The organism is Novosphingobium sp. 9U (assembly GCF_902506425.1).
In the GTDB taxonomy this organism is placed as follows: Bacteria; Pseudomonadota; Alphaproteobacteria; order Sphingomonadales; family Sphingomonadaceae; genus Novosphingobium.
Genome location: NZ_LR732469.1, coordinates 2,240,742 through 2,265,229, shown reverse-complemented (window position 1 = coordinate 2,265,229; position 24,488 = coordinate 2,240,742). Strand labels below are relative to the sequence as shown.

General features: G+C 67.0%; 25 protein-coding genes. 14 read left to right on the top strand and 11 right to left on the bottom strand.

Features of this window, described 5'->3' with window-relative positions; translation table 11 throughout:
* From GV044_RS10630 to GV044_RS10615, 4 genes are read left to right on the top strand one after another with little or no spacing between them, the layout of a single operon-like run.
* On the top strand, positions 1-813 hold the full coding sequence (locus GV044_RS10630) for a manno-octulosonate cytidylyltransferase (protein ID WP_236554855.1): 813 nt from the start codon (positions 1-3) through the stop codon (positions 811-813).
* 43 nt (positions 814-856) lie between these two features.
* Complete coding sequence (locus GV044_RS10625) at positions 857-1,516, top strand: histidine phosphatase family protein (RefSeq protein WP_159869225.1); 660 nt, start codon at positions 857-859, stop codon at positions 1,514-1,516.
* Positions 1,516-3,198 (top strand): beta-3-deoxy-D-manno-oct-2-ulosonic acid transferase, encoded by a 1,683-nt coding sequence (locus GV044_RS10620; RefSeq protein ID WP_159869222.1) that lies wholly within the window; start codon positions 1,516-1,518, stop codon positions 3,196-3,198. Before GV044_RS10625 ends, GV044_RS10620 begins: the two co-directional genes overlap by 1 nt.
* Entirely contained in the window at positions 3,195-4,394 is a 1,200-nt protein-coding gene (locus GV044_RS10615; RefSeq protein ID WP_159869219.1) for a glycosyltransferase family 1 protein, read from the top strand. The genes GV044_RS10620 and GV044_RS10615 overlap by 4 nt, the downstream gene beginning before the upstream one ends.
* Before the next feature lie 39 nt (positions 4,395-4,433).
* On the opposite strand, the gene GV044_RS10610 is transcribed toward GV044_RS10615, so the two are convergent.
* The gene (locus tag GV044_RS10610) at positions 4,434-4,973 is read right to left on the bottom strand and encodes a sterol desaturase family protein (RefSeq protein WP_236554854.1); all 540 of its coding nucleotides are present in this window, start codon (positions 4,971-4,973) and stop codon (positions 4,434-4,436) included.
* Positions 4,974-5,129: 156 nt separating this feature from the next.
* On the opposite strand from GV044_RS10610, the gene GV044_RS10605 reads away from it, so the two are divergent.
* The gene (locus tag GV044_RS10605) at positions 5,130-5,939 is read left to right on the top strand and encodes an SDR family oxidoreductase (RefSeq protein WP_159869213.1); all 810 of its coding nucleotides are present in this window, start codon (positions 5,130-5,132) and stop codon (positions 5,937-5,939) included.
* A gap of 7 nt (positions 5,940-5,946) precedes the next feature.
* On the opposite strand, the gene GV044_RS10600 is transcribed toward GV044_RS10605, so the two are convergent.
* Positions 5,947-7,413: an LTA synthase family protein gene (locus tag GV044_RS10600; protein WP_236554853.1), complete on the bottom strand. Its 1,467-nt coding sequence runs from the start codon at positions 7,411-7,413 to the stop codon at positions 5,947-5,949.
* Positions 7,414-7,544: 131 nt separating this feature from the next.
* On the opposite strand from GV044_RS10600, the gene GV044_RS10595 reads away from it, so the two are divergent.
* A complete protein-coding gene (locus GV044_RS10595; RefSeq protein WP_371741591.1) occupies positions 7,545-8,915 on the top strand; it encodes a capsule biosynthesis protein in 1,371 nt (456 codons plus the stop codon).
* Positions 8,916-9,058: 143 nt separating this feature from the next.
* Here the strand turns inward: GV044_RS10595 and GV044_RS10590 are convergent, their stop codons facing one another.
* The gene (locus tag GV044_RS10590; RefSeq protein WP_236554852.1) at positions 9,059-9,751 is read right to left on the bottom strand and encodes a uracil-DNA glycosylase; all 693 of its coding nucleotides are present in this window, start codon (positions 9,749-9,751) and stop codon (positions 9,059-9,061) included.
* Positions 9,752-9,804: 53 nt separating this feature from the next.
* Here GV044_RS10590 and GV044_RS10585 point away from each other — a divergent pair, with 53 nt between their 5' ends.
* From GV044_RS10585 to GV044_RS10575, 3 genes are read left to right on the top strand one after another with little or no spacing between them, the layout of a single operon-like run.
* The gene (locus GV044_RS10585; protein WP_159869210.1) at positions 9,805-10,428 is read left to right on the top strand and encodes a ribonuclease D; all 624 of its coding nucleotides are present in this window, start codon (positions 9,805-9,807) and stop codon (positions 10,426-10,428) included.
* Positions 10,429-10,437: 9 nt separating this feature from the next.
* Positions 10,438-11,085, top strand: coding sequence for an LPS export ABC transporter periplasmic protein LptC (gene lptC, locus GV044_RS10580; protein ID WP_159869207.1), 648 nt, complete (start codon positions 10,438-10,440; stop codon positions 11,083-11,085).
* Complete coding sequence (locus GV044_RS10575) at positions 11,082-11,582, top strand: LptA/OstA family protein (RefSeq protein WP_159869204.1); 501 nt, start codon at positions 11,082-11,084, stop codon at positions 11,580-11,582. The genes lptC and GV044_RS10575 overlap by 4 nt, the downstream gene beginning before the upstream one ends.
* A 41-nt stretch (positions 11,583-11,623) precedes the next feature.
* On the opposite strand, the gene GV044_RS10570 is transcribed toward GV044_RS10575, so the two are convergent.
* The 5 genes from GV044_RS10570 to GV044_RS10550 all read right to left on the bottom strand — a co-directional run bounded on the left by GV044_RS10570 (position 11,624) and on the right by GV044_RS10550 (position 18,072).
* Positions 11,624-13,024 (bottom strand): sugar transferase, encoded by a 1,401-nt coding sequence (locus GV044_RS10570; protein ID WP_159869201.1) that lies wholly within the window; start codon positions 13,022-13,024, stop codon positions 11,624-11,626.
* A 140-nt stretch (positions 13,025-13,164) separates the two neighbouring features.
* Positions 13,165-14,208: a DNA polymerase III subunit delta gene (gene holA / locus GV044_RS10565; protein ID WP_159869198.1), complete on the bottom strand. Its 1,044-nt coding sequence runs from the start codon at positions 14,206-14,208 to the stop codon at positions 13,165-13,167.
* 24 nt (positions 14,209-14,232) lie between these two features.
* Positions 14,233-14,733, bottom strand: coding sequence for an LPS assembly lipoprotein LptE (lptE, locus tag GV044_RS10560; protein WP_159869195.1), 501 nt, complete (start codon positions 14,731-14,733; stop codon positions 14,233-14,235).
* Positions 14,730-17,459 carry a leucine--tRNA ligase gene (gene leuS / locus GV044_RS10555; RefSeq protein ID WP_159869192.1) on the bottom strand — a complete coding sequence of 910 codons (2,730 nt, stop codon included), beginning with the start codon at positions 17,457-17,459 and terminating at the stop codon, positions 14,730-14,732. Before leuS ends, lptE begins: the two co-directional genes overlap by 4 nt.
* A 148-nt stretch (positions 17,460-17,607) precedes the next feature.
* Entirely contained in the window at positions 17,608-18,072 is a 465-nt protein-coding gene (locus GV044_RS10550) for a DUF3576 domain-containing protein (RefSeq protein WP_159869189.1), read from the bottom strand.
* 185 nt (positions 18,073-18,257) lie between these two features.
* Here GV044_RS10550 and GV044_RS10545 point away from each other — a divergent pair, with 185 nt between their 5' ends.
* Together GV044_RS10545 and phbB are read left to right on the top strand one after the other, a co-directional pair.
* Positions 18,258-19,037 carry a hypothetical protein gene (locus GV044_RS10545; RefSeq protein WP_236554851.1) on the top strand — a complete coding sequence of 260 codons (780 nt, stop codon included), beginning with the start codon at positions 18,258-18,260 and terminating at the stop codon, positions 19,035-19,037.
* Between the two features lie 137 nt (positions 19,038-19,174).
* Positions 19,175-19,897 carry an acetoacetyl-CoA reductase gene (gene phbB, locus GV044_RS10540; RefSeq protein ID WP_159869186.1) on the top strand — a complete coding sequence of 241 codons (723 nt, stop codon included), beginning with the start codon at positions 19,175-19,177 and terminating at the stop codon, positions 19,895-19,897.
* A gap of 371 nt (positions 19,898-20,268) precedes the next feature.
* On the opposite strand, the gene GV044_RS10535 is transcribed toward phbB, so the two are convergent.
* Positions 20,269-20,742: a nuclear transport factor 2 family protein gene (locus tag GV044_RS10535; protein WP_159869183.1), complete on the bottom strand. Its 474-nt coding sequence runs from the start codon at positions 20,740-20,742 to the stop codon at positions 20,269-20,271.
* Between the two features lie 101 nt (positions 20,743-20,843).
* Here GV044_RS10535 and GV044_RS10530 point away from each other — a divergent pair, with 101 nt between their 5' ends.
* Together GV044_RS10530 and GV044_RS10525 are read left to right on the top strand one after the other, a co-directional pair.
* Positions 20,844-21,068: a ribbon-helix-helix domain-containing protein gene (locus GV044_RS10530; RefSeq protein WP_159869180.1), complete on the top strand. Its 225-nt coding sequence runs from the start codon at positions 20,844-20,846 to the stop codon at positions 21,066-21,068.
* The gene (locus GV044_RS10525) at positions 21,065-21,481 is read left to right on the top strand and encodes a GNAT family acetyltransferase (protein WP_159869177.1); all 417 of its coding nucleotides are present in this window, start codon (positions 21,065-21,067) and stop codon (positions 21,479-21,481) included. The genes GV044_RS10530 and GV044_RS10525 overlap by 4 nt, the downstream gene beginning before the upstream one ends.
* A gap of 184 nt (positions 21,482-21,665) precedes the next feature.
* Here the strand turns inward: GV044_RS10525 and GV044_RS10520 are convergent, their stop codons facing one another.
* Entirely contained in the window at positions 21,666-21,920 is a 255-nt protein-coding gene (locus GV044_RS10520) for a hypothetical protein (protein ID WP_159869174.1), read from the bottom strand.
* 118 nt (positions 21,921-22,038) lie between these two features.
* The gene (gene murA / locus GV044_RS10515) at positions 22,039-23,322 is read right to left on the bottom strand and encodes a UDP-N-acetylglucosamine 1-carboxyvinyltransferase (protein WP_159869171.1); all 1,284 of its coding nucleotides are present in this window, start codon (positions 23,320-23,322) and stop codon (positions 22,039-22,041) included.
* Positions 23,323-23,528: 206 nt separating this feature from the next.
* Here murA and galU point away from each other — a divergent pair, with 206 nt between their 5' ends.
* A complete protein-coding gene (gene galU, locus GV044_RS10510; RefSeq protein ID WP_159869168.1) occupies positions 23,529-24,410 on the top strand; it encodes a UTP--glucose-1-phosphate uridylyltransferase GalU in 882 nt (293 codons plus the stop codon).
* Positions 24,411-24,488: the final 78 nt, after the last annotated feature.

Genomic DNA, 24,488 nt, shown 5'->3' with positions numbered 1-24,488 from the left:
GTGACTCGCGACCTCATCGTCGTTCCGGCTCGATTCAGATCGACCCGCCTGCCAGGCAAGCCGCTACTGCAGATCGCCGGACGCACCTTGCTGGAGCGTGTGGTGGCTATCGCCCGTACGACCGCTGAGCAGGCCGGCAATTGCGACGTGGTCGTGGCTACCGACGACGCGCGCATCGCCGAGCATGCGCAGGCACTCGGCGCCGAAGTCGCGCTGACCGAGGCGGCGCTCGATTCGGGTTCCGCGCGGGCCTATGCCGCAGCTTGCGCGCGGCCGTCCGCTCCGGCGCTCGTGATCAACCTGCAGGGCGATGCGCCCTTCGTTCCTCCCGCCGTGGTGGCAGGCTTGGTCGCCACACTGCGCAGCAGCGGCGCCGACGTCGCGACGCCGGTCTATCAGCTGACCTGGGACCGGCTCGACCGATTGCGGCAGCACAAGCAGACCTCGCCGTTCAGCGGCACTACGTGCGTGCGGGACGAAGGGGGCCGCGCGCTGTGGTTCTCCAAGGCGATCCTGCCGGCGATCCGGGACGAAGCGGCCTTGCGCGAGGCAGGGACGCTCTCTCCGGTGTGGCAGCACCTGGGGCTCTACGGTTACCGCCTGGGCGCGCTCGCCTGGTTCGCCGCCGCTCCCCAGAGCCGCTACGAAAAGCTCGAAGGACTGGAACAGCTGCGTTTCCTCGAGGGCGGCAAGACCATCGCCACGATCGAGGTCGAGCAGCCTGTCCACGCCATGTCGGGCATCGACACACCAGCCGACCTCGCCCTGGCCGAGGCCGCGATCGCCCGGCTCGGCGACCCCTTTCCTGCCTAAGCCGGACTGGCTTTCCGGTGCGCAGCCCGGCTATGGCGCCGCCATGTTCGTTATCGTGCGTCACGGAAATACATTTGAGCCTGGTGAACTGCCGCGGCGGATCGGAGCACGCACCGACTTGCCGTTGACCCAGGGCGGCGTGGCGCAGGCCGAGGCGCTTGGCCGCCACTTCGCGGATCATGGCTTTCATTTCGCACGCATTCTGGTGTCCCCGCTCCTGCGCACACGCCAGACCGCCGGCACGATCGCCGCATGCCTCGAGGCCAGCCCTGCTCCCGAATCGTGCGACTGGCTGCGCGAGATCGACCACGGTCCCGACGAGGACATGGCCGAGAGCGCGGTCCTGGCGCGGGTCGGCCAGGCTGCGCTCGATGCATGGGACAGTCGCGCCGAGCCGCCGCCGGACTGGATAGTTGAGGCCCCGATGCGACTCGCCGCCTGGCGCGCCCTGTTCGCAGAGCCGCGAGATGGCCCGACGCTCATCGTCACCAGCAACGGCGCGGCCCGCTTCGCGCTGCTCGCCCGTCCCGAGCTGCTCGCCCGTCCCGAGCTGCTCGCCCGTCCCGAGCTGCTCGCCCGTCCCGAGCTGCTTGCCGCCATCTCCGGTACTGCATCGCTGAAGCTGCCGACGGGAGGCTACGGCACGATCCTGCGCGACGCGAATGGCGGGCTGTCTGTCCCAGTCTGGGGTCGACGACCGTGATGCCGGCCACCGTTCCGCTGCTGCGCGCACCGCCCTTCCCTGCCGCCGATGGCGCCGTGTCGACGCCTGGCGAGACATTGAGCCTGCCGCCCGGACATGCGGTCGAGCTCTTCGCGCTTGTGCGCCGGGCGCGAGTCGGCGGGCGGTTCTGGGCCGATTGCGCGTATCTCGCGTCACCTCCCGAGACAGTCGTGCGACCACGCAACACCCGCGACGCCACGAAGCTTTCGACTGCGATGGCTCCGGCCGAGCGCAGATCGACGGTCTGGATTGCCGCCGATCGAAGGATCACGCGCAAGCTCGCGCGGCTCGTCGCGGCCGGAGGGGGAGAATGGCGTGGTGACGTCGATCCATGGTCCGCTTTGGACGGGGCCCAGTCCCTTGTCGCCCATGGCGACGACGAGTGGATCGCAATTGCGCGGATCAGCGGCGTCACAGTGCGCGTGCTCTCGCCCGGCCGCTTCGGCGCACCGGGTGATGACGGACCGAGGCTGGACGCGCTCGCCGCCGCGGCGCTGACGTCCGCATACTGGCGCGATCCGTTCACCGGCGCGCCGTCCTCAATCGAAGCCACCATCGAGCTGCTCGCCGCTTGGCGCGCGATGCTGGAGGCGAATCGCTCGATCGCCGCCGCTTGCGGCATGGCCTGGTGGAAGCGGGCCGAAATCCGGCGCTTCCTGTGGCACCCGCAGCGGCGCTTGCGGATGTTCCGCAGCGCCGACCGTGCACGCGCCGCGGCACAGCGCGCGGGTGGCGCCCTCGCCATCTGGCCTTCGCGTGTCTCGCCAGAGCTGATCGCGCGCAGCCGCGCTGCCCACGTGCCGCTGGTGCGCGTGGAGGATGGCTTCGTCCGCTCGGTCGGCCTGGGCGTGCATCTGGTGCCCCCGGCATCGGTGGTGGTCGATGCGTCGGGCATCCACTTCGATCCGCGCGAGCCGAGCGATTTGGAGCAGATCCTCGCCGCGACGGAGTTCTCCCAGCGCCTGCTCGAACGCGCACGCGCCTTGCGCGACACCATCGTCGCGGCTGGCATCAGCAAGTACGCCGCCGGGTCGGCCGAGCCGGTGCCCGAGCGACAGCCAGGACGCCGCCTCGTGCTGGTTGCCGCGCAAGTGGAAGACGACATGTCGGTGCTCGCCGGCGGGGGCGGGCTGACCTCGAACCTCGAACTCCTGCGCCGCGCCCGCGCGTTGGAACCCGACGCGGAGATCTGGTTCCGCCCGCATCCGGACGTCGACGCGGGGCATCGCAAGGGCTCGGTGCCAGACGCCGATATCCTCCAGATCGCAAACCGTATCGTGCGCGGCCCCAGCATGGCTGCGCTGCTTGGCGCGGTCGATGCCGTCCACGTCATCACCTCGCTCACCGGCTTCGAGGCGCTGCTGCGCGGGTGCGCCGTGACCTGCCACGGCACCCCGTTCTATGCGGGATGGGGGCTGACCCACGACCTTGGCGCGCTGCCCTCGCGGCGGGGGCGAGCGCTGTCGCTCGACGCGCTCGTGGCTGGCGTGCTGATCCTGTACCCGCGCTACCTCGACCCGGTGACCAAGCTGCCCTGCCCTCCCGAAGTGCTGATTTCCCGCATGTCCAACGCCGATGCCCCCAACCGCTTGCAGTGGGTCGAACCGCTGCGCCGCTGGCAGGGCCGGATCATGCGCCGGGTCACTGGAGCGTTGCGATGAGCGCAGTCATCCTCGACATCTCGCGCCTGATCTCGCGCGTCCGCTATTCGACGCCCTCGGGCGTGGACCGGGTGGAGATGGCATATGCCCGCGGGCTGCTGGCGCACTATGGTGATGCGCTCACCTTCGCGGCGGTCCATCCCTCAGGCCTCTACGGACGACTACCCCGCAAGGCCGCCCTCGCCTACCTCGACGAACTCGACCAACGATGGTCAAGCCAGGACGAGCACCCGCGTCAGCGTTCGCTGCTCTCGGTCATGCCGCAACTCGCGAAGTTGCTGCCCTCGCGCGCAAAGGCGGTGCTGCCCAATGCGGTCTACGTGCAGGCCTCGCCGCACCACCTGATCAACCTGGCCAAGGTCGAGCGCATCCTCGCTCGCGAGCAGGCCCGGTTCCTGTGCATGGTGCACGACCTGATCCCCATCGAATTTCCCGAATACGCCCGGCCCGGCGGCGCAGCCTTGCACCAACGACGGATCGAAACGGTGGCGGCGACCGCCGACGCGGTGATCGTGAACTCCGCGGCTACGGCGCGCTCGGTGCAGCCCTGGCTCGATCGCGGCAACCGCCGGCCGACTATCGATGTCGCGCTGCTCGGCACCGAGCCCCTGCGGGCCGGCAACGCTCCGGCGCAGGGCGACGGACGCCCCTACTTCGTCTGCCTCGGCACTATAGAGCCGCGCAAGAACCATCTCTTGCTTTTGCACCTATGGCGCCATTTCGCTGAGACGCTGCCACCCGCGGAGATTCCGCGCCTCGTCGTCATCGGCCGCCGAGGCTGGGAAAACGAACAGATCGTCGACATGCTGGAGCGCTGTCCTGCGCTCGTCGGCCATGTCGAAGAGTTGAGCGGCTGTTCCGATGCGAGCCTTGCCAGATGGCTGCGCGGCGCGCGCGCGCTGCTGATGCCGTCCTTCGCCGAGGGATACGGCATGCCGGTAGCCGAAGCCCTATCGGTCGGAACGCCGGTGATCTGCAGCACCATCGCAGCGCTGGGCGAAGTAGGCGGCGACGTACCCGAATACCTCGACCCGCTCGACGGGCCGGGATGGGCGGCGGCGATCCTCGACCACGCCGCGCGGGGACCCCGCTACGCCGCGCAGTTGGAGCGACTCACCCGCTGGCATGCGCCGACTTGGGGAGAGCATATGGCGATCGTGGCTGAGGCGATCGCCCGGCTGCACGGACGCGCTTGAGATGCGGTAAGACCGTTCGCTGCAGAGAACGGCAGGCGCTCAGCGCTTGAGCGAGCTGATCCGGCTGCCGAACACGCGATCCCAGAAGATCGCCGAGATCGCATAGTTGCCGCTCTCGTCGAAGTGGTGGTGAAGCATGTGATGGCGCTTGAGCGCGGCACCCAGCTTGCTCTGCATCGGCCACTGATGGCAGGCGTAGTGCAGCAGATCGTAGATGACGTAACCGGTCATCCAGCCCAGGAACAGCCAGGTTCCCGCCGAGCCGAGCAACGCCAGGCTGCTGCCCCAGGCCACTGCCGAGATCGGCAGGCTGACCAGCAGCGGCATAAGGTTGCGCATGGGGTCGTTCGGGCTCTCGTGGTGGATGCCGTGCATCAGGAACACCAGTCGGCGCAGCAGCGGCTGCTTCGACGTGAAGTGGAACGGATAGCGATGCATCCCGTACTCGAACAAGGTCCACGCCAGCAGGCCCGCGGCGACCAGGCCGATCCCTTGCAAAAGATCGGCTGAACCCCAGCCCACCCACGCGATCGCCGGGAGCAGCAGCGCCCAGCTTACGAGGAAGGTGCGGGGCGACATCAACGTCAGCTTATCCAAGTACGCGTTCTTGAACAAACGGGCCCGAGGCAAGCTGGAAATACTAGAAGGCATTGCGATAACCGTGGAGAGTAGCGCGGCTCACCTGTCAAGCAACAATAGATTTCAATAGGATGAATTGAGCGCAGGTGCAGCGGAATGGTGATAGTCGTGGCGGCGAATGATGGTCCTACCCAGCCCCCGACCACGACCACCCGGATCCTGGTGACGGGGGCATCGGGCGAGCTGGGAGGCGCGCTCGCGCGCGCTTACGCGCGGCCTGGCGCCCATCTTTCCTTATGGGGACGCGATCCCGAGCGCCTGGCCGCCATCGGTGCGACGTGCCTTGCTGCAGGTGCGAAGGTCGACACCCGATCGCTCGACATCGCGGATGTGCCCGCCGCGCTCGAAGCCGCTCGCGCTGAAGACGCGGCCGCACCGTTCGACATTGCCTTGCTGGTAGCGGGACTTGGCGAGACCCGGGGTGCGGGCGACCTCGTCGAATCGGCCGAGCTCGTCAGGCGGCTTGGCACCGTGAACTTCACGGCACCCGCTGCGATCGGGGCTGCCCTGACCGAGCGCATGGCAACACGTCGCAGGGGCGCGCTGGTCTTCATCGGCTCGGCCGCGGCATTTCATGCCCTGCCCTTTGCCGCCGCATATTCGGGCACCAAGGCCGGGCTCGCGCGATTCGCCCAGGCGCTGCGGCTGAGCCTGCGGCCGCATGGCGTGTCGGTGACGCTGGTATCTCCCGGCTTCATCGACCCGGCAGAATTGCACCAAAACGGAAAAGCTCGCCCATTGGCGCTGCAGCCCGATCATGTGGCCGCGCGGATCGTACGGGCTGTCGAGCGTAGGCAGGCACACCTCATCCTGCCTTGGCCCTTCGCGCTCCTACGCCTGTTCGATCGGCTCCTCCCTGCCCCCTTGCGCGACCGCTTGTTGCTGTCGCTCACGCCGCCGGCTTAGAGCAGCCTTAAGCCGGCTCGCCGAGCACCAGGTCGAGAACAACGTGGTGCAACCCTGCCGGTGTCAGGTCGATGCATCGCTTCTCACCGAGCATGGCCCGCCCCTCCGTATCGAAGCGCATGATGACATAGGGCGTGTGGCGATCGCCGGCGGGGTTAGTCGCTCCTGGTATGCTGGGCCGGTGATCGCCGAAGAACACCAGCATGGCCGGGCGGCCGAGATCAGCCAGGCCCGCGATCAGCCGCGCCAGCATCGCATCGCTGTTCCGCACAAGCCGCAAGTAGCTGGCTGTGAGATCGCCCGGTAAGTCGCCGGTTTCAGACGTCCGGTCGGGAGCCCAGGGCCCATGGTTCTCGATCGTCACGGCATAGAGCAGGCTCGGCTCCTGCGCGGCCCGAGCCGATGCGAGAATAACGTCGGCCATCGCCGTGTCGGTGACGTAGCGCCCCTCGCCCGGCGCCGGCGGCACGAACCGGTCCTCTCCCACCAGCTCGCCAAAACCTGCGGCCGGCATGATCGCATCGCGACCGTAGAACCGCATGTCGTGGGGATGGACGAACAGGCTGCGCCACCGCGGCCCGAGCCTAGCCGGCAGCGCATAGCTCGCTTCGCTGAGCGCCGTCAGGAACGGGTCGTAGCGCCGGAAGCCGAGCTCGTGCTCCTCGCGCCCGAACAGCACGGCGTACTCGGTGCGCATGGTGTAAGCGCCAAAGCCGCTGACATGCAGGTTGCCGTACTGCCAGGCATGGCCCCGCGCCGCCTCTAGGCCCGCAAGTGCCAAGGCCGGGTCACCGAACAGCGCGGCAGGATCGGCGAAGCTCTCGCACTGGATGATCACCACCTGCTCGGGCGCTGCGTGCGGGCTGCGGCGCATGACCGACGGACATGGCTCGGGGTCCCGGCTCTGCTGCCAGCGCCGCCAGTACAGCATGACCGTGGGTGTCAGGCCCAGGCAACGCACGTCCGCCTCGTTGCGCGGCTCACGGGCCAGGTGCCTCAGCGAAACGCGCACGCTCACCGCCAGCAAGGCCAGTGCACCCAGCATGGTGGCCAGCCCCGCCGCGTGGGGGGCCAGATCGGCCACTGCCAGCCACGCGATGACGAACAGCAACGCCAGCGCGACGACCGCGCCGGCCACCCGCTGCCAGGGCGCCACCGCGGACAAGTAGAACTGGGGATGACGGAAGATCGAGGCGATAAGCGCCAGGTCGGAAAACACCAGCGGCTCGCCCAGCATCGCGTGCTTGGCGTTGGAAGCAATCACCAGCAGCGCCAGCACGGCCAGCACGAAGGCGACCGACACGCCCACGCTTCCGCACAGCGCCAGCATGGCGCCGAACAGCGCGATGACCTGGCAAGCCAGCAACCACAGCCCCGCGCCGCTGCGCCATCCGCGTGGCCGGGCGAGCATGTCCACCAGGACCGCTCCCGCAAGCCCGCCCAGGCACGCTGCAATGTAGGACGCTGACGCCACTTATTCTTCCCTGGCACTTCCTCGGCGCCGGCACGTGCTCGTGATCGGGCGGACGCAGGGCCATAACGGCCAAGGCACGGACTGTCACCAGCAGCACAGTCCGTGTTCAGGGGAAGCGGATTAGCACGGGCTTGTCGCCCCGGCGCGCGAGCGTTATCGACAAGGAAACCACACTCTATCGGCCGCTTGTCCCTTGGCCGCCATTGTTCCGGAACAGAAAAACCGTCTTCATGTCAGAGCACCTTCAGAGTGCCCCCCGCCCCGCCTCCAGCCCCCATGTCGATCGAGGCCGCAAATCGATACTGCTGCTGCAAGGATTGATGGGGCCGCTTTTCCGGCGCCTTGGCCAGGAGCTGATCCGGGCCGGGCACGATGTCCACAAGATCAACTTCAACGGCGGCGACCGGCTGTTCTGGCGCCTGCCCGGCGGCATCGACTATCGCGGTTCGCTAGAGGAATGGCCCGCCTGGCTGGAAGGGGTGATCCGCCAGCATGGCGTTACTGACGTCACCTTGTTCGGTGACTGCCGGGACCATCACATGCCCGCCATCCGCCTCTGCCGCGACATGGGCGTGCTGGTCCACGTGTTCGAGGAAGGCTATATCCGGCCTGACTGGGTGACGCTGGAGCTGGGCGGCGTGAACGGCCACTCCTCGCTGCCGCGCGATCCGGTATGGTACCGCGAAACCGCGGCCGCCCTTCCCCCGGTGCCGCCGCACGCGCAAGTTCCTTCCTCCTTCCGCCGTCGCGCGATCGAGGGCCTGCTGTACAACGCCGCGGACGTTTTCACCCGCTGGCACTACCCGCACTGGACCAACCACCGGCCGTGGCATCCTTTGATCGAAGGGATGGGCTGGGCTCGCAAGCTGCGCCGGCGCAAGGACGACCAGCGGCGCAGCGATATGCTGCTGGAGCGTCTGCGAGATAGGGACGCGACCTATTTCATCTTCCCGCTGCAACTCGACTCCGACGCGCAGATCCGCCTGCACTCGCCGTTCGCAGGGATTGCCGATGCGCTGAAGCTAGTGATCGGCTCGTTTGCCGCCCATGCCCCCGCGCATACCCGCCTGGTGGTTAAAGAGCATCCGCTGGACAACGGCGTGCGCGACTGGTCCCAGGAAACCACCGACATCGCGGCGCAAGCGGGTGTCGCCGATCGGGTCGACTACCTGCCTGCTGGGGACATCGTGCCGGTCACCCGCCGCGCGCTGGGGATGGTAACCATCAACAGCACTAGCGGAACCCTCGCCCTGGCGGAAGGCGTGCCCGTTGTCGCCCTGGGCCACGCCGTTTACGATATTGCCGACGTCACCTTCCAGAATGGCCTAGATGCCTTTTGGACAAGCCCGGCCCGGCCCGACCCCGAAACCTTCGCTGCCTTGCGCCGGGTCCTGGTGGACCGGTGCCTTATCCCTGGCGGTTTCTTCTCGAACGAAGCGCTCGACAAGGTCGTCCGGCACGCGGTGGCGCGCTTGGAGGGGCGTGCACTGCTGCCCGAGTAGCGCATTAGCGTAATGCAGGCTGCGATCGCTCGGTCTTCTCGTCCAGCAACTGAGCCTAAGCATTGATACTGGATAACCTCGCCTTTTACAGGTTTCAGCACAGCGCCTGTGCTGAGCTTGTCGAAGCACGCCAACGCGGCGGCTTAGCTCCAATCGATCGCCCCACGCCCGTTCGCTTGAAGAAACGTGTTCGCCCGGCTGAAATGGCGCGAGCCGAAGAACCCAGTCCACGCCGATAGTGGACTGGGGTGCGGCGCGGTCAGCACCAGGTGCGGACCTTGCGCCCGACCGTCGACCTGCTCGGCCTTCTTCTGCGCATGGGCACCCCACAGCATGAATACGCAAGGCTGAGCCTGAGCCGCAACAGCCGCAACAGCCGCGTCCGTAACAGCCTCCCAGCCGCGCTTGGCGTGCGAGCCCGCCTTGCCCTCCTCAACGGAGAGGGAGGTGTTCAACAGCAGCACGCCTTGCTCGGCCCAATGCTCGAGATTGCCGCCAGCCGGTACTGCGAGACCCAGATCCGCCGCGATCTCCTTGCGGATGTTGCGCAGCGAAGGCGGCACCTTTACCCCGTCAGGCACCGAAAACGCGAGGCCATGGGCCTGTCCGGCGCCGTGATAGGGGTCCTGCCCGAGGATCACGACCTTGACCGCATCGAGCGGCGTCAGCGTGAAGGCCCGCAGCCGGCTTTCGCGTGGTGGGTAGATGCGTTTGCCGGCCGCTTCCTCGGCATCGAGGAGAGCCAGCAGCGCCTGCGTCTCAGGCCGCTCGAGGACCGGCTGCAGCGCTCTGCGCCAGCTGTCAGGCAGCAAGCGGGCGGAATCGTGGGTGGTCATGGCCGATGCGCCCATTGCGAAAGCTTGGGCCAAGCCTTAAGCATCCCAGGCTTATGGCTGTCCATCTCCACGAAGAAGATCTTCCCGAAGGCGTCCTGGCGCCGGGCCCGGTTGCCGTCGATACCGAAACGATGGGGCTTATCACCCCGCGCGACCGTTTGTGCCTGGTCCAGATCTCCGACGGCGGAGGGGACGAGCACCTGGTGCGCTTCCGTGTCGGCAGCGACTATGCCGCGCCGAACCTGCGCGCGGTGCTGGGCGATCCGGAGCGCCTGAAGCTTTACCACTTCGCGCGCTTCGACCTGGCCGCGATCGAGCACTACATGGGTACCACGGCAGCGCCGGTGTTCTGCACCAAGATCGCCAGCAAGCTGACGCGCACCTACACCGACCGGCATGGCCTCAAGGACATCGTGCGCGAGCTGCTGGGCAAGGAGATCTCCAAACAGCAGCAGTCGAGCGACTGGGGCGCGGGCGAACTATCGGAACCACAGCGCGAATATGCCGCAAGCGACGTGCGCTACCTGCACGCCATGCGCGACATCTTCGTCGAGCGCCTAGCGCGCGAGGGCCGGACCGAGCTGGCGCAGGCCTGCTTCGACTTCCTGCCCCACCGTGCCCGGCTCGACCTGGCCGGCTGGCCCGAACACGACATCTTCAGCCACGAAGCGGCCTGAGCCAATCCCATGTCGCTCCAAGCCACCCAGGTCCGCAACCGCCGGCGCCAGTTCGCGGCGCCCGGCGGATCGCACGACCGCATGGTCGGCTTCCTGGGCAAGGCCCTGCCGGCCGGCATCGGCCTGATGGCGGCCGTGATGATCCTGGTACCGCTCAGCCCCCGCGGCGAGATCAGCTTCCTGCTCGACCGCAACAAGGTGGCGATCACCAACGAGCGCGTGCAAGTCGCCGACGCAGCCTACAAAGGCGCCGACAACAAGGGCCGGCCTTTCGTGCTCACCGCCGGCAGCGCCGTGCAGCAGACGGCCGCAGTGCCGGTGGTACGGCTGAACGACCTGATCGCCCGGCTCAAGCTGAACGACGGTCCGGCCGAGATCCGCGCGCCGACCGGCGCCTACAATTACAACACCGAGAAGATCGCCGTCGATGGACCGGTGGATTTCACCGCTGCGGACGGCTACCGGATGCAGACCAACAACGTCGCGGTCGACATCAAGTCGCAGAACGCGGTGGGGGCGGGCGGCGTCTCGGGATCGGTCCCGACCGGCACCTTTCGGGCCGACCGGATCGAGGCGAACCTGGAAGACCGCACCGTGAAGCTCGAAGGTAACGCCCGGTTACGCATGACGCCCGGCAAGCTGAGGATCCCGAAATGACGCGCAACCGCCTCCGCAGCGCGATCCTGGCCGGTGCCGTCGCGAGCCTTGGCATCGTTGGCGCGCAGCAGCTGGGTGCGCAGGCGATTTCGGGCCACAACAGCAATGCGCCGGTGGATTACGCCGCCGATCGGATCGAGCTGCAGGACAAGCAGAACCGCGTCGTCCTGTCGGGCAACGTCGACGTCAAACAGGCCGAGCTGCGCCTGCGCGCGGCTCGCACGGTGGTCGATTTCACCAACCAGGGCTCGATGCAGATCCAGCGCATCACTGCGACCGGCGGCGTGACCGTCACCCGCAACGATGAAATCGCGACGGGCGATGTCGGTATCTACGACTTCAACCGCCGAGTGATCACGATGGTCGGCAACGCCTCGCTGAAGCGCGGCGGCGGCGATACCCTGCACGGCAACCGCTTCGTGGTGGACCTCAACAGCGGGGTGTCCTCGGCCGAAGGCCGGGTGACGGGCACCTTCAGCGTTCCCAAGAAGCAGTAGGCAGCATATCCTCTCCCCGCCGGAGAGAGGATCAGGGAGCCTCAGAACGCCCGATCGTGGACCAGGACGCGCAAGGTCAGGAAGATGATCTTGATGTCGCGCATGATCGTCCAGCCCTCGAGGTACTCGAGGTCGGACTGGAGGCGGTCGGTCAGGTCCGTCTCCTTCTCCGTCGCGCCGCGGAAGCCGCGCACTTGCGCCAGACCGCTGAGGCCCGGCTTCAGGCTGTGGCGCTGCCAGTAGCGCAAATCGATTTCCCAGAAAAGCTTGGTGCCGGCCTGCGAGCCGATCGCGTGCGGGCGAGGGCCGACGAGGCTCATGTCGCCCAGCAGCACGTTGAACAGCTGCGGCAGTTCGTCGATCGAGGTGCCGCGGATGAACTTGCCCACGCGGGTGATCCGTTGGTCGTCCTTTGAGGCCGAGACGTTGCCCTCGCTGTCGCACAGCGCCACCGTCATCGAACGGAACTTGTACATGTTGAAGAAGCGATTGCCGCGGCCCATGCGGCGCTGCACGAAGAACACGGGGCCCCGGTCCTGCAGCTTGATCGCGGCGGCGACCGCCACCAGGAGCGGCGAGAGCAGCAGGATCGCGGTGCCGGCGAACGCCATGTCGAGCAGACGCTTGATGATGCGGTCTCGTAGGCCCAGCGGGCCGGCCGAGACCAGCAGCAACCCGTGCCCGCTGTGGACGCGCGCGCCTTGCGCGCCGAGTCGCGCGACTTCGTCGTCGAGCACTTCGCCGTCGACGTTGGCACCCTTCAGCATCATCGCCCAGTCGGCACGGCGCGCAGCCGGGCAGCTGACAATCACGCGGTCGATGTTGCGCAGCGCCAGGCCGATGCGATCGAGCATGTGCGGATCGTTGAGGTTGGGCTTGAGGCCCATTGCGCTGGCCGACACACGGATCGCGCCGGGGATGTCGACGCGCGGTCCGCCATCGTCGATCACAAGTTCGTTGTACGGGTTCGCCCCGCAGCGAGCTTGCGTGAAGCTGCGCATCTGCAGCCGCATCCATAGCAGGAGCAAGATGGTGCAGATGGTGCCGCTGCTGAAGCCCAGGCGTGAGAAGTCGGACGAGGCCTTGGCGAAAAAGGCGATGAAGACCACCGCTGCCACCGAAAGCAGCAAGGCCGCCTGCGAGCGGAAGATGCCGATCCACGAGTCGCGCAAGGCGGCAACCGAGTACGAGCCATTGTAGAGCGCGATCGTCAGGAACACCGGCAGCAGCAGTTCGCTCTGCACCAGCGCGTCCGACAGCCCGTCCCACCCTGAGAACAAGTACCCTGCAAGGCCGAAGCCGGCGAAGATCGAGACGATGTCGCCGACCATCAGCGCAAGGTAGCACTGCAGTCTTCGCCGCTCGAGCGAGGGGGCGACGACCAGTTCTTCGGCGACGGCTTCGGTGCCCGCTAGCGGGCGCACTGCGAACGGTGCATTCATTCGCTGTTGGCTCCCTGAACCGGTTTCACCCCGCAGCGCCGTCATGTTTTCCCATTCGGCCACATCGACACTGCCAATGCTGCAGTGCAACAGGTATAATCCCGTAACTTTTCTTGCGCAATGCTTTGCGTGTGGCCGCCTTATCGTTTGCGTGCCAATTCGGAACCGGCGAGCCGGGCGATCGTCGCAAGCTCTTGAGCCAACAGCAGTTCGCTGTCCGCACTGTTGCCCAGCATGGTCTGGTGAAGGGTCAGGATGCGTTGCACCAGGCGCTCGAGTCTGGGCCCTCGCCAAGCGCGGAGCTGGTCGCCCAGCACGGCCTTGTCGCGCCAGAAGATTCGCCGCGCGTTCGCCTCAGCGTCCAGGAACTGCGCGAGGTTCTGGCCTGGCCCCATCCGGGCGGACAATGCGGCGAGTTGCGCCACGCGGCGCTCGATCGCCAGCAGCAAGCCGACCGGCGAGATCTGCATCGCCCGCATGCGCGCCAGCTCCGGACCGAGCCGCTCGCGCTTTCCGCCCATCACCGCATCGACGATCGGCGCGAAATCGTCGTCCGAAGTCTGCGCGCCGATTGCGTCGAGATCGTCCTGGGTGACGGTGCGCGGGCTTCCCGGGCTGGCGTCGCAATAGAGCGCCAGCTTGCCGATCTCGGAACGGACCAGCCGCGTGTCGAGACCGGCGCCGCGGGCGATTCGCTCGGCAAGTTCGCTGGTGAGGCGCAAGCCTGCTGCGCCGGCCTGGTTGCGCACGCTGGCGGTCACGGAGCCGAGATCGGGCGGATGGAACATCGCGACCAGCGCATCGGGCCTGACGGCCAGCAACTTCGCCGTGCGGGACTTGTCCGAGGCGCCAGTGGCCACGATCAGCACCGGGCAGGGATCCACGTCGCCCTCGATCAGGTTGGCAACGGCATCGTGCGCATCGTCGCCGGCGGCGCGGATCCAGATGTGGCGCGTGCCGCCGAACAACGAGGTGGAGCGAGCCTCGTCCCCCAGGCGGACGGGATCGCGGCGCAGTTCGGCGCCGGAGAACTCGATCCGCTCGCCCGGATCGGGCAGCAGCGAGACGATCCGGGCTGCGGCATCGGCAGCGCCGGCCTCATCCGGCCCGCAGAAGAAGAACACGCGCGCGGACGACGCCGCCTTGGGCGCCAGGCTCGCGAAGTCCTTCTGAGTCGCCTTCATGGCCAGATCACCTCGGCGAGACGCTTAGCGTGACGGCGCCTGGCTCTTGCGTAGCTGCAGCGCCACGTTGGTGACGATGCGGTCGGCCACGTCCTTGGCAAGGTTCTCCAGCGCGGTCTGCTCGGCGGCCACGGTCGCGTAGTCGGACGAGATCACGTCGATGCCCGCATCCGAACCGGCGGTGGCGTCGAGCAGGATGGCGTTGTCGCTGAGATCAACCAGCTGGTAGCGGGCGCGCAAGGTGCGCCGCTCGCGGCTGACGGTATCGTCGCTGAGCAGGCCGAAGGCTTCGAGCTGATCGTCGAGCCGCACGTCGAGCCGATAGCGCGGCGCCTCATTGTTCGCACTGGCGAGCTTGTCGTTCAGGGCATTGCGCACCAGCCAGCCGGCGCGCCCTTCGATGGCGGCGATCTGGATGCCTGCCAGACCGCGCGCGACGGTGCCGTTGCCGCCGCCCGCATACATCGGCTGCAGCCCGCATCCGGACAGCAAAAGCGCGCACAAGGCGGCAGCGAGGAGCCTCATGCGACCAGGTTGACCAGGCGGTCAGGCACCACGATGACTTTCCTTATCTCGGCCCCGTCGAGCGCACGCTGCACCTTGTCGCTGGCGAGCGCAAGCGCCTCCAGCTGGTCCTTGGAGGTGCCCTTGGCCACGGTGAGCGTGTCGCGCAGCTTGCCCTTCACCTGGACGGCGATGGTCACCTCGTCCTCGACCAGCAGTGCCGGGTCGACCGGCGGCCAAGGGGCGAGTGAGACCAGATCGTCACCGATCGCGCTCCAAGCTTCCTCGGCCAGGTGGGGCATCATCGGCGCGACCAGCAGCAGCAGCGTGCGGATCGCGGCGGAGCGGCTGGCCGAGGGCGCGGCCTTTTCGACCACGCTCGTCAGCTCGTAGATGCGGGCGACGGCCTTGTTGAACGACAGTGCCTCGATGTCCTGGGCGACGAGCGCGACGGTCTGATCGCGCTTGCGGTCGATCACCTTGTCTTCGCCGGTGGCGCTCGCGTCGTGCTGCGCGAAGAGGCGCCACAGCCGCTGGACGAAGCGCCAGCAGCCTTCGATCCCGGCTTCCGACCACGGCAGGTCGCGCTCTGGCGGGCTGTCGGAGAGCATGAACCAGCGGATCGCGTCGGCGCCGTAGGTGGCGACGATCGCGTCGGGGTCGACGACGTTCTTCTTCGACTTCGACATCTTGATGACGCGCCCGACAATTATCGGGTAGTCGGTGCCAGCGAAGTAGGCCTGTCCGCCGCGCTTCTCAACTCGGTCCGGCGGAACGTAAAAGCTTATAGCTCCGGGTTCGATCGGCTCAACATCCAGCGCCAAGTCATTGCCGACCAAGAAAGGCACGCCTTCGCGGAACTCCACGAGCTCCGGAACAAAGCTGGTGCCAGCGGCGAAGAAATTTACGCCTGATGCGTAGGTCTCGTGCGTCACCATGCCCTGCGTGAACAGGCTGGCGAAGGGCTCCTGGACTTCGATCTTGCCGATCCGGGCGAGCGCGCGGGTCCAGAAGCGGGCGTAGAGCAAGTGCAGGATCGCGTGCTCGATGCCGCCGATGTACTGCTCCACCGGCAGCCATTGCTTGATGACCTCAGGGTCGAACGGCTTGTCGGCCGGCTGGCTGGCGAAGCGCAGGAAGTACCACGACGAATCGACGAAGGTGTCGAGCGTGTCGGTCTCACGCGTGGCCGGGCCTTTGCAGCTCGGGCAGTCGACGTGCTTCCAGGTGGGATGGCGCACCAGCGGGTTGCCGGGTGTCTGGAAATCGACGTCCTCGGGCAGCACGACGGGCAGCTGGTCCTTGGGGACCGGCACCACGCCGCACGCGTCGCAGTGGATGAACGGGATCGGCGTGCCCCAATAACGCTGGCGGCTGACGCCCCAGTCGCGCAGGCGCCACACGGTCTTGCCCTCGCCCCAGCCTTCGCTCTCGGCGCGGGCGATGACGGCGGCCTTAGCATCGGCGACGCTCATGCCGGTCAGGAAGTCGGAGTTGACGAGCACGCCGTCGCCGGCCTCGGCCTCACCCTTGAACGGCGCATCGGCCTCCGCGGGATCGGCCGCGACCACGCGGACGATCGGCAATCCGTACTTGGTCGAGAACTCGTAGTCGCGCTGGTCGTGGCCGGGCACGCCCATGACCGCGCCGGTGCCGTAGTCCATCAGCACGAAGTTCGCGATCCACACCGGCAGGTCGGCGCCGGTGAACGGATGGCGCACCTTGAGGCCGGTGTCGAAGCCCAGCTTCTCGGCCGTTTCCAGCTCGGCCGCAGTGGTGCCGCCCTGCTTGCACAGTTCGATGAACGCCTGAGCCTCGGGCGAACCCCCAGCGACTGCCTGCGCCACCGGGTGCTCGGCCGCGACGGCGACGAAGCTGGCGCCGAAGATGGTGTCGGGGCGAGTCGAGTAGACCTCGATGGTGCCTGCGAGCCCCTCCCCTTCAGAGGAGGGGTTGGGGTGGGGGCTCTCGCCGCCGAGTGAGGCTTCAGGTTGAGAGCCCCCGCCCCCGGCCCCTACCCTGAAGGGGAGGGGGGAAGTGAGCGCAAACCGGAACTGCAGGCCGCGCGACTTGCCGATCCAGTTCTCCTGCATCAGCTTGACCTTGTCGGGCCAGTTCTCGAGGCCCTGCACGCCTTCGAGCAGCTCCTCGGCGAAGTCGGTGATCTTCAGAAACCACTGGCTGAGCTTGCGCTTCTCGACCAGTGCGCCCGAGCGCCAGCCACGGCCGTCGATCACCTGCTCGTTTGCGACCACGGTCTGATCGACCGGGTCCCAGTTAACCGAGCTTTCCTTTCGATAGACCAGCCCCGCGTCGTACAAGTCGAGGAACAGCGCCTGCTCGTGGCCATAATACTCGGGCTCGCAGGTCGCCAGCTCGCGACTCCAGTCGAGCGCGAAACCCAGGCGCTTCAGCTGCGCCTTCATGTTGGCGATGTTCTCGCGGGTCCAGCCGCCCGGGTGGACGCCCTTCTCCATCGCCGCGTTTTCGGCCGGCATGCCGAAGGCGTCCCAGCCCATCGGGTGGAGCACTTCGTGGCCGGTCATCCGCTTGTAGCGGGCCAGCACATCACCCATCGTGTAGTTGCGTACATGCCCGATGTGGATGCGCCCCGAGGGATAGGGAAACATCTCCAGGACGTACGAGCGAGGCTTGGGGCTGGCGTCGTCGGCGGCGAAGCACGCGCGCTCGTCCCAGACACGCTGCCAGCGCGTGTCGGCGGTGGCGGGGTCGAACCGCTCGGTCATTGCTTAAAAATCTCCAGCGGGCATGCGCGCCACTTACACAGCTTCGTCAACCCCGCGAAGGCGGGAATCCATCTCCGGGTGGTATTGGTTACGCGACGTCAGGAGATGGGCTCCCGCTTTCGCGGGAGTGACGAAGGTAGGTAGAGCCTCAGCCTACGGAGTTGCGGCGCAGGTCGCGGGCGCGGGTGAGGATGATGTCCTCCAGCTTCTGCACTGTGGCAGCCTGGATCGGCGCGGCGACCCAGCCACCGCCCTGGTTCACTTCGCGGCTGGCGGCAACGCGCAGAGCGTCGGCCCGCAGATCGGCGTCGAGGATAGTCACCGAGACCTTCACGCGCTCGCCCGGGTTCTTCGGGTTGGAGTACCAGTCGGTCACGATCACGCCGCCGTTGCTGTCGGTCTGCAGCAGCGGCATGAACGACAGCGCATCGAGGCTGGCGCGCCACAGGTAGCTGTTGACGCCGATGGTGGTGACCTGAGTCGGTGCGACTTCCTTGCGGACTTCCTTCTTGCCGCCGCACGCGCCGAGGCTTGCGACCAGCGCAAGGCCGAGGCCGGCGCGCAGCACCGGGGAGAGAGTCGAGCCGATCTTTGAGGCGGTGCGGACTGTCATCGTCGTTCCCAGTTTCCTGTGTTCTTGCAGTGGGGCTTGCCGCGCAGGTGCGCACGTCCGCTTGGCATCCGCCTCTATCGCTGCCGCGCCTGCCCGGCAAGTGCGACCCTCATGCTGTCGCTCGCGATCGTGATGTGCTAGGCGGTCAGCAACACGACAGGTCCGGTCTGGCAATGATGCAAGCCATGGACCGTGTGAGAGGGACGATGGGGCAGGTGCAGACGCAGACGGGGCGCGATCGCAAGGGTGGAACCGCATCGGTGCTGCTGGCGGGCGCCGTGACGCTGCTTGCGCTGCCCAGCGCCGTGCTCGCGTTTACCGCCGATTTCGGTGCCAAGGACGAAGCCGGGCCCAGCATCGAGCCTGCGCCCGCTGGCGAATCGACCCACGGCTTGTCGCGCGCGCTCGCCATTCGTTCGCTCGCCAAGGGACAGCTCTTCCCGTTCACGCCCGCCGGGATCGCCAACCAGTCCGAACGTGCGGTTACCGTGGCCGTACGCGTGGATGGCGAGGCGGCGCGCGCGATCACGGTCCGCGGACGCAGCCTGCCGCAGCCCGATAGCGACACGCACCTGCGTATCGCGCCCACCGGGTTCAGCCTGGGCGTCTCGCGCGGGTATCGCAATTTCGCGCAGGACATCAGCCAGCAGGCGGCGCCGCCAAAGACCGCGATGGATCTGCCGGATCTGCACAAGTACAGCCTGGCGCCGTCGCGGACCAATGGCGACGGCTCGCGCTTCTCGCCCCGGATCAGCCTGGAAGAGAAAGCCACCACCGGCCGCGCGCCGCGCACGTTCGCAGTCGATGGCAGCGAAGTGGACCTGGGCGGTGCTTTCCGTGTGACGAACAACCTGAACGTCACGGCTGGCGTCCGCTATTCGCAGGAACGCGAGCGCCTGACCCCGCTGACCGATGGGAAGCAGGACAGCCAGGCCGTCTACGTGGGTACGCAGTTCAGCTTCTGAGCCGTGCGCAGTGCACCACTGGGTGCAATTTTCGAACCCGGTACATGCGGACTCTGCACCTTGAGCAACTTGTGCTGTCCCGCTCTTATCCGTAGCAAGGTGTTGGAGTGAGGACGCTTGGCGAGGACAGCAGCTTAATGGCACGCGTAGCAATCGTTACTGGCGGCACCCGAGGCATCGGTGCGGCCATTTCACTCGCACTCAAGGACCGCGGCCACACCGTCGTCGCGAACTATGCGGGCAATGAGGAGAAGGCCAAGGCCTTCACCGAGGAGTCCGGCATCCGGGCCTACAAGTGGGACGTGGGCGACCATGAGGCCTGCCTTGCCGGCGTGAAGCAGGTCGAGGCGGACGTCGGGCCGATCGACATCGTCGTCAACAATGCAGGCATCACCCGCGACGGCACGCTGCACCGCATGACCTTCGAGGACTGGAACGAGGTCATGCGGATCAACCTCGGCGGTTGCTTCAACATGGCCAAGGCCACGTTCGGCGGCATGCGCGACCGCGGCTGGGGCCGGATCATCAACATCGGCTCGATCAACGGCCAGGCCGGCCAGTACGGCCAAGTGAACTACGCCGCGGCGAAGTCGGGCATCCACGGCTTCACCAAGGCGCTGGCACAGGAAGGCGCCAAGTTCGGCGTGCTCGTGAACGCGATCGCGCCGGGCTATATCGACACTGATATGGTCGCCGCGGTGCCGGAGCCGGTGCTGGAGAAGATCGTCGCCAAGATCCCGGTCGGCCGCCTCGGCAACGCCTACGAGATCGCCCGCGCGGTCGGGTTCCTGGCGAGCGAGAATGCGGGCTTCGTGACCGGGTCGACGCTGAGCATCAATGGCGGACAGCATATGTACTGACGATGGCAGGCGGCTAAGGCAGGCGTTCGCAAAGCGAACGGCAACTTAGCCGCCGGTGCCGCCAACGGCGGCAGCCATCGGCATCGGCCGGCGGGGCGGCGGACCCGCAAGTCCGCCGAACCCGTCCGACGTCATGGCGGCGGCTCTGCCGCCGCCTGCTCTACGCCCTCAATCCCTAGGCATGATCGATTTCGATTGCACGATCTGCTCCTCCTCCCTTGAGGGAGGAGGTCGCGAGTAGGTGTACTCACGCCAGCGTGGACGCGCTGCCTTGCGGCATCGCTCCCCCACCCCCGACCCCTCCCCGCCGGGGAGGGGACTCAGTCGAACATGAACGTCGCTTACAGGCGTAGGGACGTGCCCTGGGCAGCTCAGCGTTGGACTACGATCGGGCCCTCCGCCGCGATCGTCGCCTGCCGCGCCACCAGCCACCAGCGCTCGCCGCGCTTGGCCCAGACATCGGTGAACGGCCGGAACACCTGCTTGCCTGCGCCAGGCCCCTTGAGCGGCACCATGGTGTCATGCCCCATCACGATCACCAGATCTGGCTGGACGCTGACGGCGCCGATGGTCTTCTTGAAATCCTTGTAGTCGAGCAGGTCGCTGCCCATCGCCGCGATGACTTCGTCACGATGGAGGATCGTGTTGCTGGGCGCGTTGACCACGAAGTCCTCGGCCCAGACTTCCTTCACCCCCGCGGCATCGTGCGTGGTGATCGCCTTGCCGAGCTGACCATAGGCCTTGCCGATCTCGGGCGGCAAGCCAGCCTTGGGAGAGGTCTGAGCCGCAGCCGGCACCCCGCCGAAGACCAGCGCCGTGCTGGCGAACAACAATCCGAACCGCATGGGCAAGCCCCCTGTGCACCGATTATTACGGCCAGCATGCCGGAAGCGTGGGTGCGCCGCCAGAGACTTGCCCGCACCGCCCGGCGCGCTACCGTGGCTGTATGGCCGTGCCCTTCCATCCGCCCGTCAAGCGCTCGGTCGAGATCGCCGGACACAAGACCTCGATCAGCCTGGAGCCGGTGTTCTGGGACATGCTGCGCGCGCGGGCGAGCGCCGAGGGCATTCCGATCAACGCCCTCGTCGCCCGGATCGATGCGGCGCGGATCGAGGCCGACACGCCTCCTGGCCTCGCAGGCGCGATTCGGGTGTGGTTGGTGTCGGCATGAGAGTGGTCAGCTACGAGGATCGGCACTTCGCCGGTGTGGATGCGCTTTGGCGGGCGTGCTTTCCGGGCGATCCGCCGCGCAATCGTGCGGCGGCGGCGATCCCGGCCAAACTGGCGCTGGGTGATGGCCTGTTGCTGGTTGCCGAAGACGCGTCAGGCGCGGTGATCGGCACCGTGATGGCGGGGTATGATGGACACCGTGGATGGCTCTATGCCGTTGCGAGTGACCCATTGCTCCGGCGCAGCGGCATCGGCCACGCCCTGGTGGAAGAGGCATGCCGTCGCCTGGCGGACCTCGGCTGCGTGAAGGTGAACCTGCAAGTGCGCGCGGGCAACGCGACCGTGGCTGCGTTTTACCGCAAGCTCGGCTTCGACGAGGAACCACGCATCTCGATGGGACGAACGCTAGGCTGAAGCCGCTACACCATCGTCAAGGCGAGGACCGCAGGTCCACGGTAATCAAAGGTGACTTGGGCATGCTGGATTGCAGCGCCACCCTCGGAGTGACGAACCCAGCCATCTTGCCTACGGTACGCACATACGAAAAGGCGGCGGATACGTGCCCGCCGCCCATTTCGTTGGCGATCCTCTCAGGGCTTCAGTAGTTTGCGGGCGGGTCGCTTGCGGGGAAACTCTCGTCGCTGGCTTCGTCGACCTTGTTCCAGGTCTTGGGCGCGTTGGCCATCTCCTGCGGGCCGGCGTCGCGCACTTGCGAGAAGTTGTCGGTCGAGCCGCCGGTCCCACCAGCGAACGCCGCCTGGCCCTGGCTCTCACCGCCCGTGTTCTCACGGGTGGCGTACTTGTACAAAGCGTAACCGGCACCGCCGGCGAGTGCCAACCTGATCAAACCCATGTGTCTGCTCCTCTCGGAATTCCCATGGGGAACGCGCGAGAGCAGACAGCGGTTCCGGCTTGGCCTCTGTGCTGTCGAGACGGCACCGGCCCACGCTTCCGCTTAATGCGGACAGACTCTACTCGCCGCCGACGCGCTCGACCTGGGCGCCAAGCAAGGAGAGCTTCTCCTCCAGCCGCTCGTAACCGCGATCGAGGTGATAGAGGCGGTGGACCTGCGTCTCGCCCTCGGCAGCGAGGCCGGCGATCACCAGGCTCATCGAGGCGCGCAAGTCCGTAGCCATCACCTCGGCGCCATGGAGCTTGGGCACGCCGTGAACGATGGCGGTGCGGCCCGATGTCTCGATCCGCGCGCCCATGCGGTTCAGCTCGGGCACGTGCATGTAGCGGTTCTCGAAGATCGTCTCGGTCAGCACGCTGGAGCCCTCGGCCAGGCACAAGAGGGCCATGAGTTGGGCCTGCATGTCGGTGGCGACGCCGGGGTACGGGGCCGTCGCCAGTGTGACCGCGCGCAGCTTGCCATCCGAGGCGATGTGCAGGCCGTCGCCGCGTGGCTCGACGTGGACGCCGGCGCTGCGCAGCGCCTGGATGGTCGCATCCATCTCCTCGATGCGAGTGCCCGTCAGCGTCACCTCGCCACCGGTGATCGCGGCGGCGCAGGCGTAACTGCCCGCCTCGATGCGGTCGGGCATGACCCGGTAGGTGGCACCGTGAAGGCGGGGCACGCCGTGGATCGTGATGTCGCTGGAGCCGATGCTTTCGATCTGCGCGCCCATGGAGACCAGCAGGTTGCACAAGTCGACGATCTCGGGCTCGCGAGCCGCGTTGTGCAGCGTCGACTTGCCGCGCGCGGTCGCCGCCGCCATCAGCGCGTTCTCGGTCGCACCGACCGAGACCACCGGGAATGAGTAGCGCCCGCCCGGCAGGCCGCCGTCCGGCGCAATCGCGCGCACGTAGCCGGCTGCCATCTCGATCGTCGCGCCCAAAGCCTCGAGGGCTTTCAGATGCAAGTCGATCGGGCGATTGCCGATGGCGCAGCCGCCGGGCAGCGAAACGGTCGCCTCGCCCATGCGGGCCAGCATCGGCCCGAGCACCAGGATCGAGGCGCGCATCTTGCGCACCAGCTCATAAGGCGCGACCGAGCTGGTGATGCGGGTCGCCGCCAGGGTCATCACCCGCCCGAAGTCCTCCGGCCGCGAGCCGGCGATCGTGGTCGAGATGCCGAACTGGTTCATCAGGTGCTGGAAGCCGTCGATGTCGGCCAGACGCGGCAGGTTGCGCAGCGTCAGCGGCTCGTCGGTGAGCAGTGCGCAGGGCAGTAGCGTGAGCGCTGCGTTCTTGGCGCCGGAAACGGGAATGGTGCCAGAGAGGCGCTTGCCGCCTTCGATGATGATCTTGTCCATCCCGGCCCTTTAGCGCGTTTGCGACGGGCAGCAAGCGAGCGCGGCGGTGCGGGAAGCCGGGCCGTTCTCCGGTGCGGTTGGCCGCTCCGAAACGGACGATCTCCCGGCACGTTCACTCAATCGCAACCATCGTCTGCAAGCAATTGCGTTGCTAAGACGATGCCGCTCTAAGTTGCAGTGCAGCATAATGGGGGATTGAAGCGCCGATGTCCGACAACCAGTTTCGCAAGCCAGTCAAGAAAGCCGTCTTCCCTGTCGCTGGCCTCGGCACGCGATTTCTTCCCGCAACGAAGGCCATCCCGAAGGAGCTGCTGCCGATCGTCGACCGTCCCCTGATCCAGTACGCGGTGGATGAGGCGCGTGAGGCCGGGATCGAGGAATTCGTATTCGTCACCGGGCGCGGCAAGACCGCCATTGTCGAGCACTTCGACACCGCCTACGAACTCGAAGCGACGATGACCGGGCGCGGCAAGTCGCTGGAGCCGCTCGAATCGACGCGGATGAAGCCGGGCAATCTCACCACCGTGCGCCAGCAGGTGCCGCTGGGCCTAGGCCATGCGGTGTGGTGCGCGCGCGCCGTGGTGGGCGACGATCCCTTTGCGATCTTCCTGCCCGACGAGCTGATGTACGGCTCGCCCGGCTGCATGGCGCAGATGATCGAGGCCTACAACGAAGTGGGCGGCAACCTGATTTCGGTCCTGGAAGTCCCGCGCGAAGAGGTTTCCAGCTACGGCGTGATCGCGCCCGGCGAAAGCCGCGGTGCCCTGACCGAGGTCAAGGGACTGGTCGAGAAGCCCAAGGTGGACGAGGCGCCTTCCAACCTGATCGTCTCGGGCCGCTACATTCTCCAGCCCGAAGTCATGGGTCTGCTCGCCACGCAGGACAAGGGCGCAGGCGGGGAAATCCAGCTGACCGATTCGATGGCCAAGCTAATCGACACTCAGCCCTTCCACGCGGTAACCTTCCAGGGCCGGCGGTTCGACTGCGGCTCAAAGCTCGGCTTCGTCGAGGCGACTTTGGCGATCGCGCTCGACCGCGAGGATATGGGCGAGGACGTGCGCAAGATTGCGACGAAGTTGCTGGGGTAAATTTTGCTCCTCTCCCCGCTGGAGAGAGGATAGCGAAGCCTGGTCCGAGATGAGCTAGCGCAGCTTGAAGAGGGCAGC

Excerpts from the sequence above, each read along its gene's own strand:
- GV044_RS10570 (WP_159869201.1), bottom strand. The coding sequence starts at position 13,024 with ATGAATGCACCGTTCGCAGTGCGCCCGCTAGCGGGCACCGAAGCCGTC.
- GV044_RS10535 (WP_159869183.1), bottom strand. The coding sequence starts at position 20,742 with ATGCGGTTCGGATTGTTGTTCGCCAGCACGGCGCTGGTCTTCGGCGGG.
- GV044_RS10585 (WP_159869210.1), top strand. The coding sequence starts at position 9,805 with ATGGCTGTCCATCTCCACGAAGAAGATCTTCCCGAAGGCGTCCTGGCG.
- GV044_RS10590 (WP_236554852.1), bottom strand. The coding sequence starts at position 9,751 with ATGACCACCCACGATTCCGCCCGCTTGCTGCCTGACAGCTGGCGCAGA.
- holA (WP_159869198.1), bottom strand. The coding sequence starts at position 14,208 with ATGAAGGCGACTCAGAAGGACTTCGCGAGCCTGGCGCCCAAGGCGGCG.
- phbB (WP_159869186.1), top strand. The coding sequence starts at position 19,175 with ATGGCACGCGTAGCAATCGTTACTGGCGGCACCCGAGGCATCGGTGCG.
- lptC (WP_159869207.1), top strand. The coding sequence starts at position 10,438 with ATGTCGCTCCAAGCCACCCAGGTCCGCAACCGCCGGCGCCAGTTCGCG.
- GV044_RS10525 (WP_159869177.1), top strand. The coding sequence starts at position 21,065 with ATGAGAGTGGTCAGCTACGAGGATCGGCACTTCGCCGGTGTGGATGCG.
- GV044_RS10520 (WP_159869174.1), bottom strand. The coding sequence starts at position 21,920 with ATGGGTTTGATCAGGTTGGCACTCGCCGGCGGTGCCGGTTACGCTTTG.
- GV044_RS10575 (WP_159869204.1), top strand. The coding sequence starts at position 11,082 with ATGACGCGCAACCGCCTCCGCAGCGCGATCCTGGCCGGTGCCGTCGCG.
- GV044_RS10620 (WP_159869222.1), top strand. The coding sequence starts at position 1,516 with ATGCCGGCCACCGTTCCGCTGCTGCGCGCACCGCCCTTCCCTGCCGCC.
- murA (WP_159869171.1), bottom strand. The coding sequence starts at position 23,322 with ATGGACAAGATCATCATCGAAGGCGGCAAGCGCCTCTCTGGCACCATT.
- GV044_RS10610 (WP_236554854.1), bottom strand. The coding sequence starts at position 4,973 with ATGTCGCCCCGCACCTTCCTCGTAAGCTGGGCGCTGCTGCTCCCGGCG.
- GV044_RS10605 (WP_159869213.1), top strand. The coding sequence starts at position 5,130 with ATGGTGATAGTCGTGGCGGCGAATGATGGTCCTACCCAGCCCCCGACC.
- GV044_RS10550 (WP_159869189.1), bottom strand. The coding sequence starts at position 18,072 with ATGACAGTCCGCACCGCCTCAAAGATCGGCTCGACTCTCTCCCCGGTG.
- GV044_RS10530 (WP_159869180.1), top strand. The coding sequence starts at position 20,844 with ATGGCCGTGCCCTTCCATCCGCCCGTCAAGCGCTCGGTCGAGATCGCC.
- GV044_RS10545 (WP_236554851.1), top strand. The coding sequence starts at position 18,258 with ATGGACCGTGTGAGAGGGACGATGGGGCAGGTGCAGACGCAGACGGGG.
- GV044_RS10615 (WP_159869219.1), top strand. The coding sequence starts at position 3,195 with ATGAGCGCAGTCATCCTCGACATCTCGCGCCTGATCTCGCGCGTCCGC.
- galU (WP_159869168.1), top strand. The coding sequence starts at position 23,529 with ATGTCCGACAACCAGTTTCGCAAGCCAGTCAAGAAAGCCGTCTTCCCT.
- GV044_RS10625 (WP_159869225.1), top strand. The coding sequence starts at position 857 with ATGTTCGTTATCGTGCGTCACGGAAATACATTTGAGCCTGGTGAACTG.
- lptE (WP_159869195.1), bottom strand. The coding sequence starts at position 14,733 with ATGAGGCTCCTCGCTGCCGCCTTGTGCGCGCTTTTGCTGTCCGGATGC.
- leuS (WP_159869192.1), bottom strand. The coding sequence starts at position 17,459 with ATGACCGAGCGGTTCGACCCCGCCACCGCCGACACGCGCTGGCAGCGT.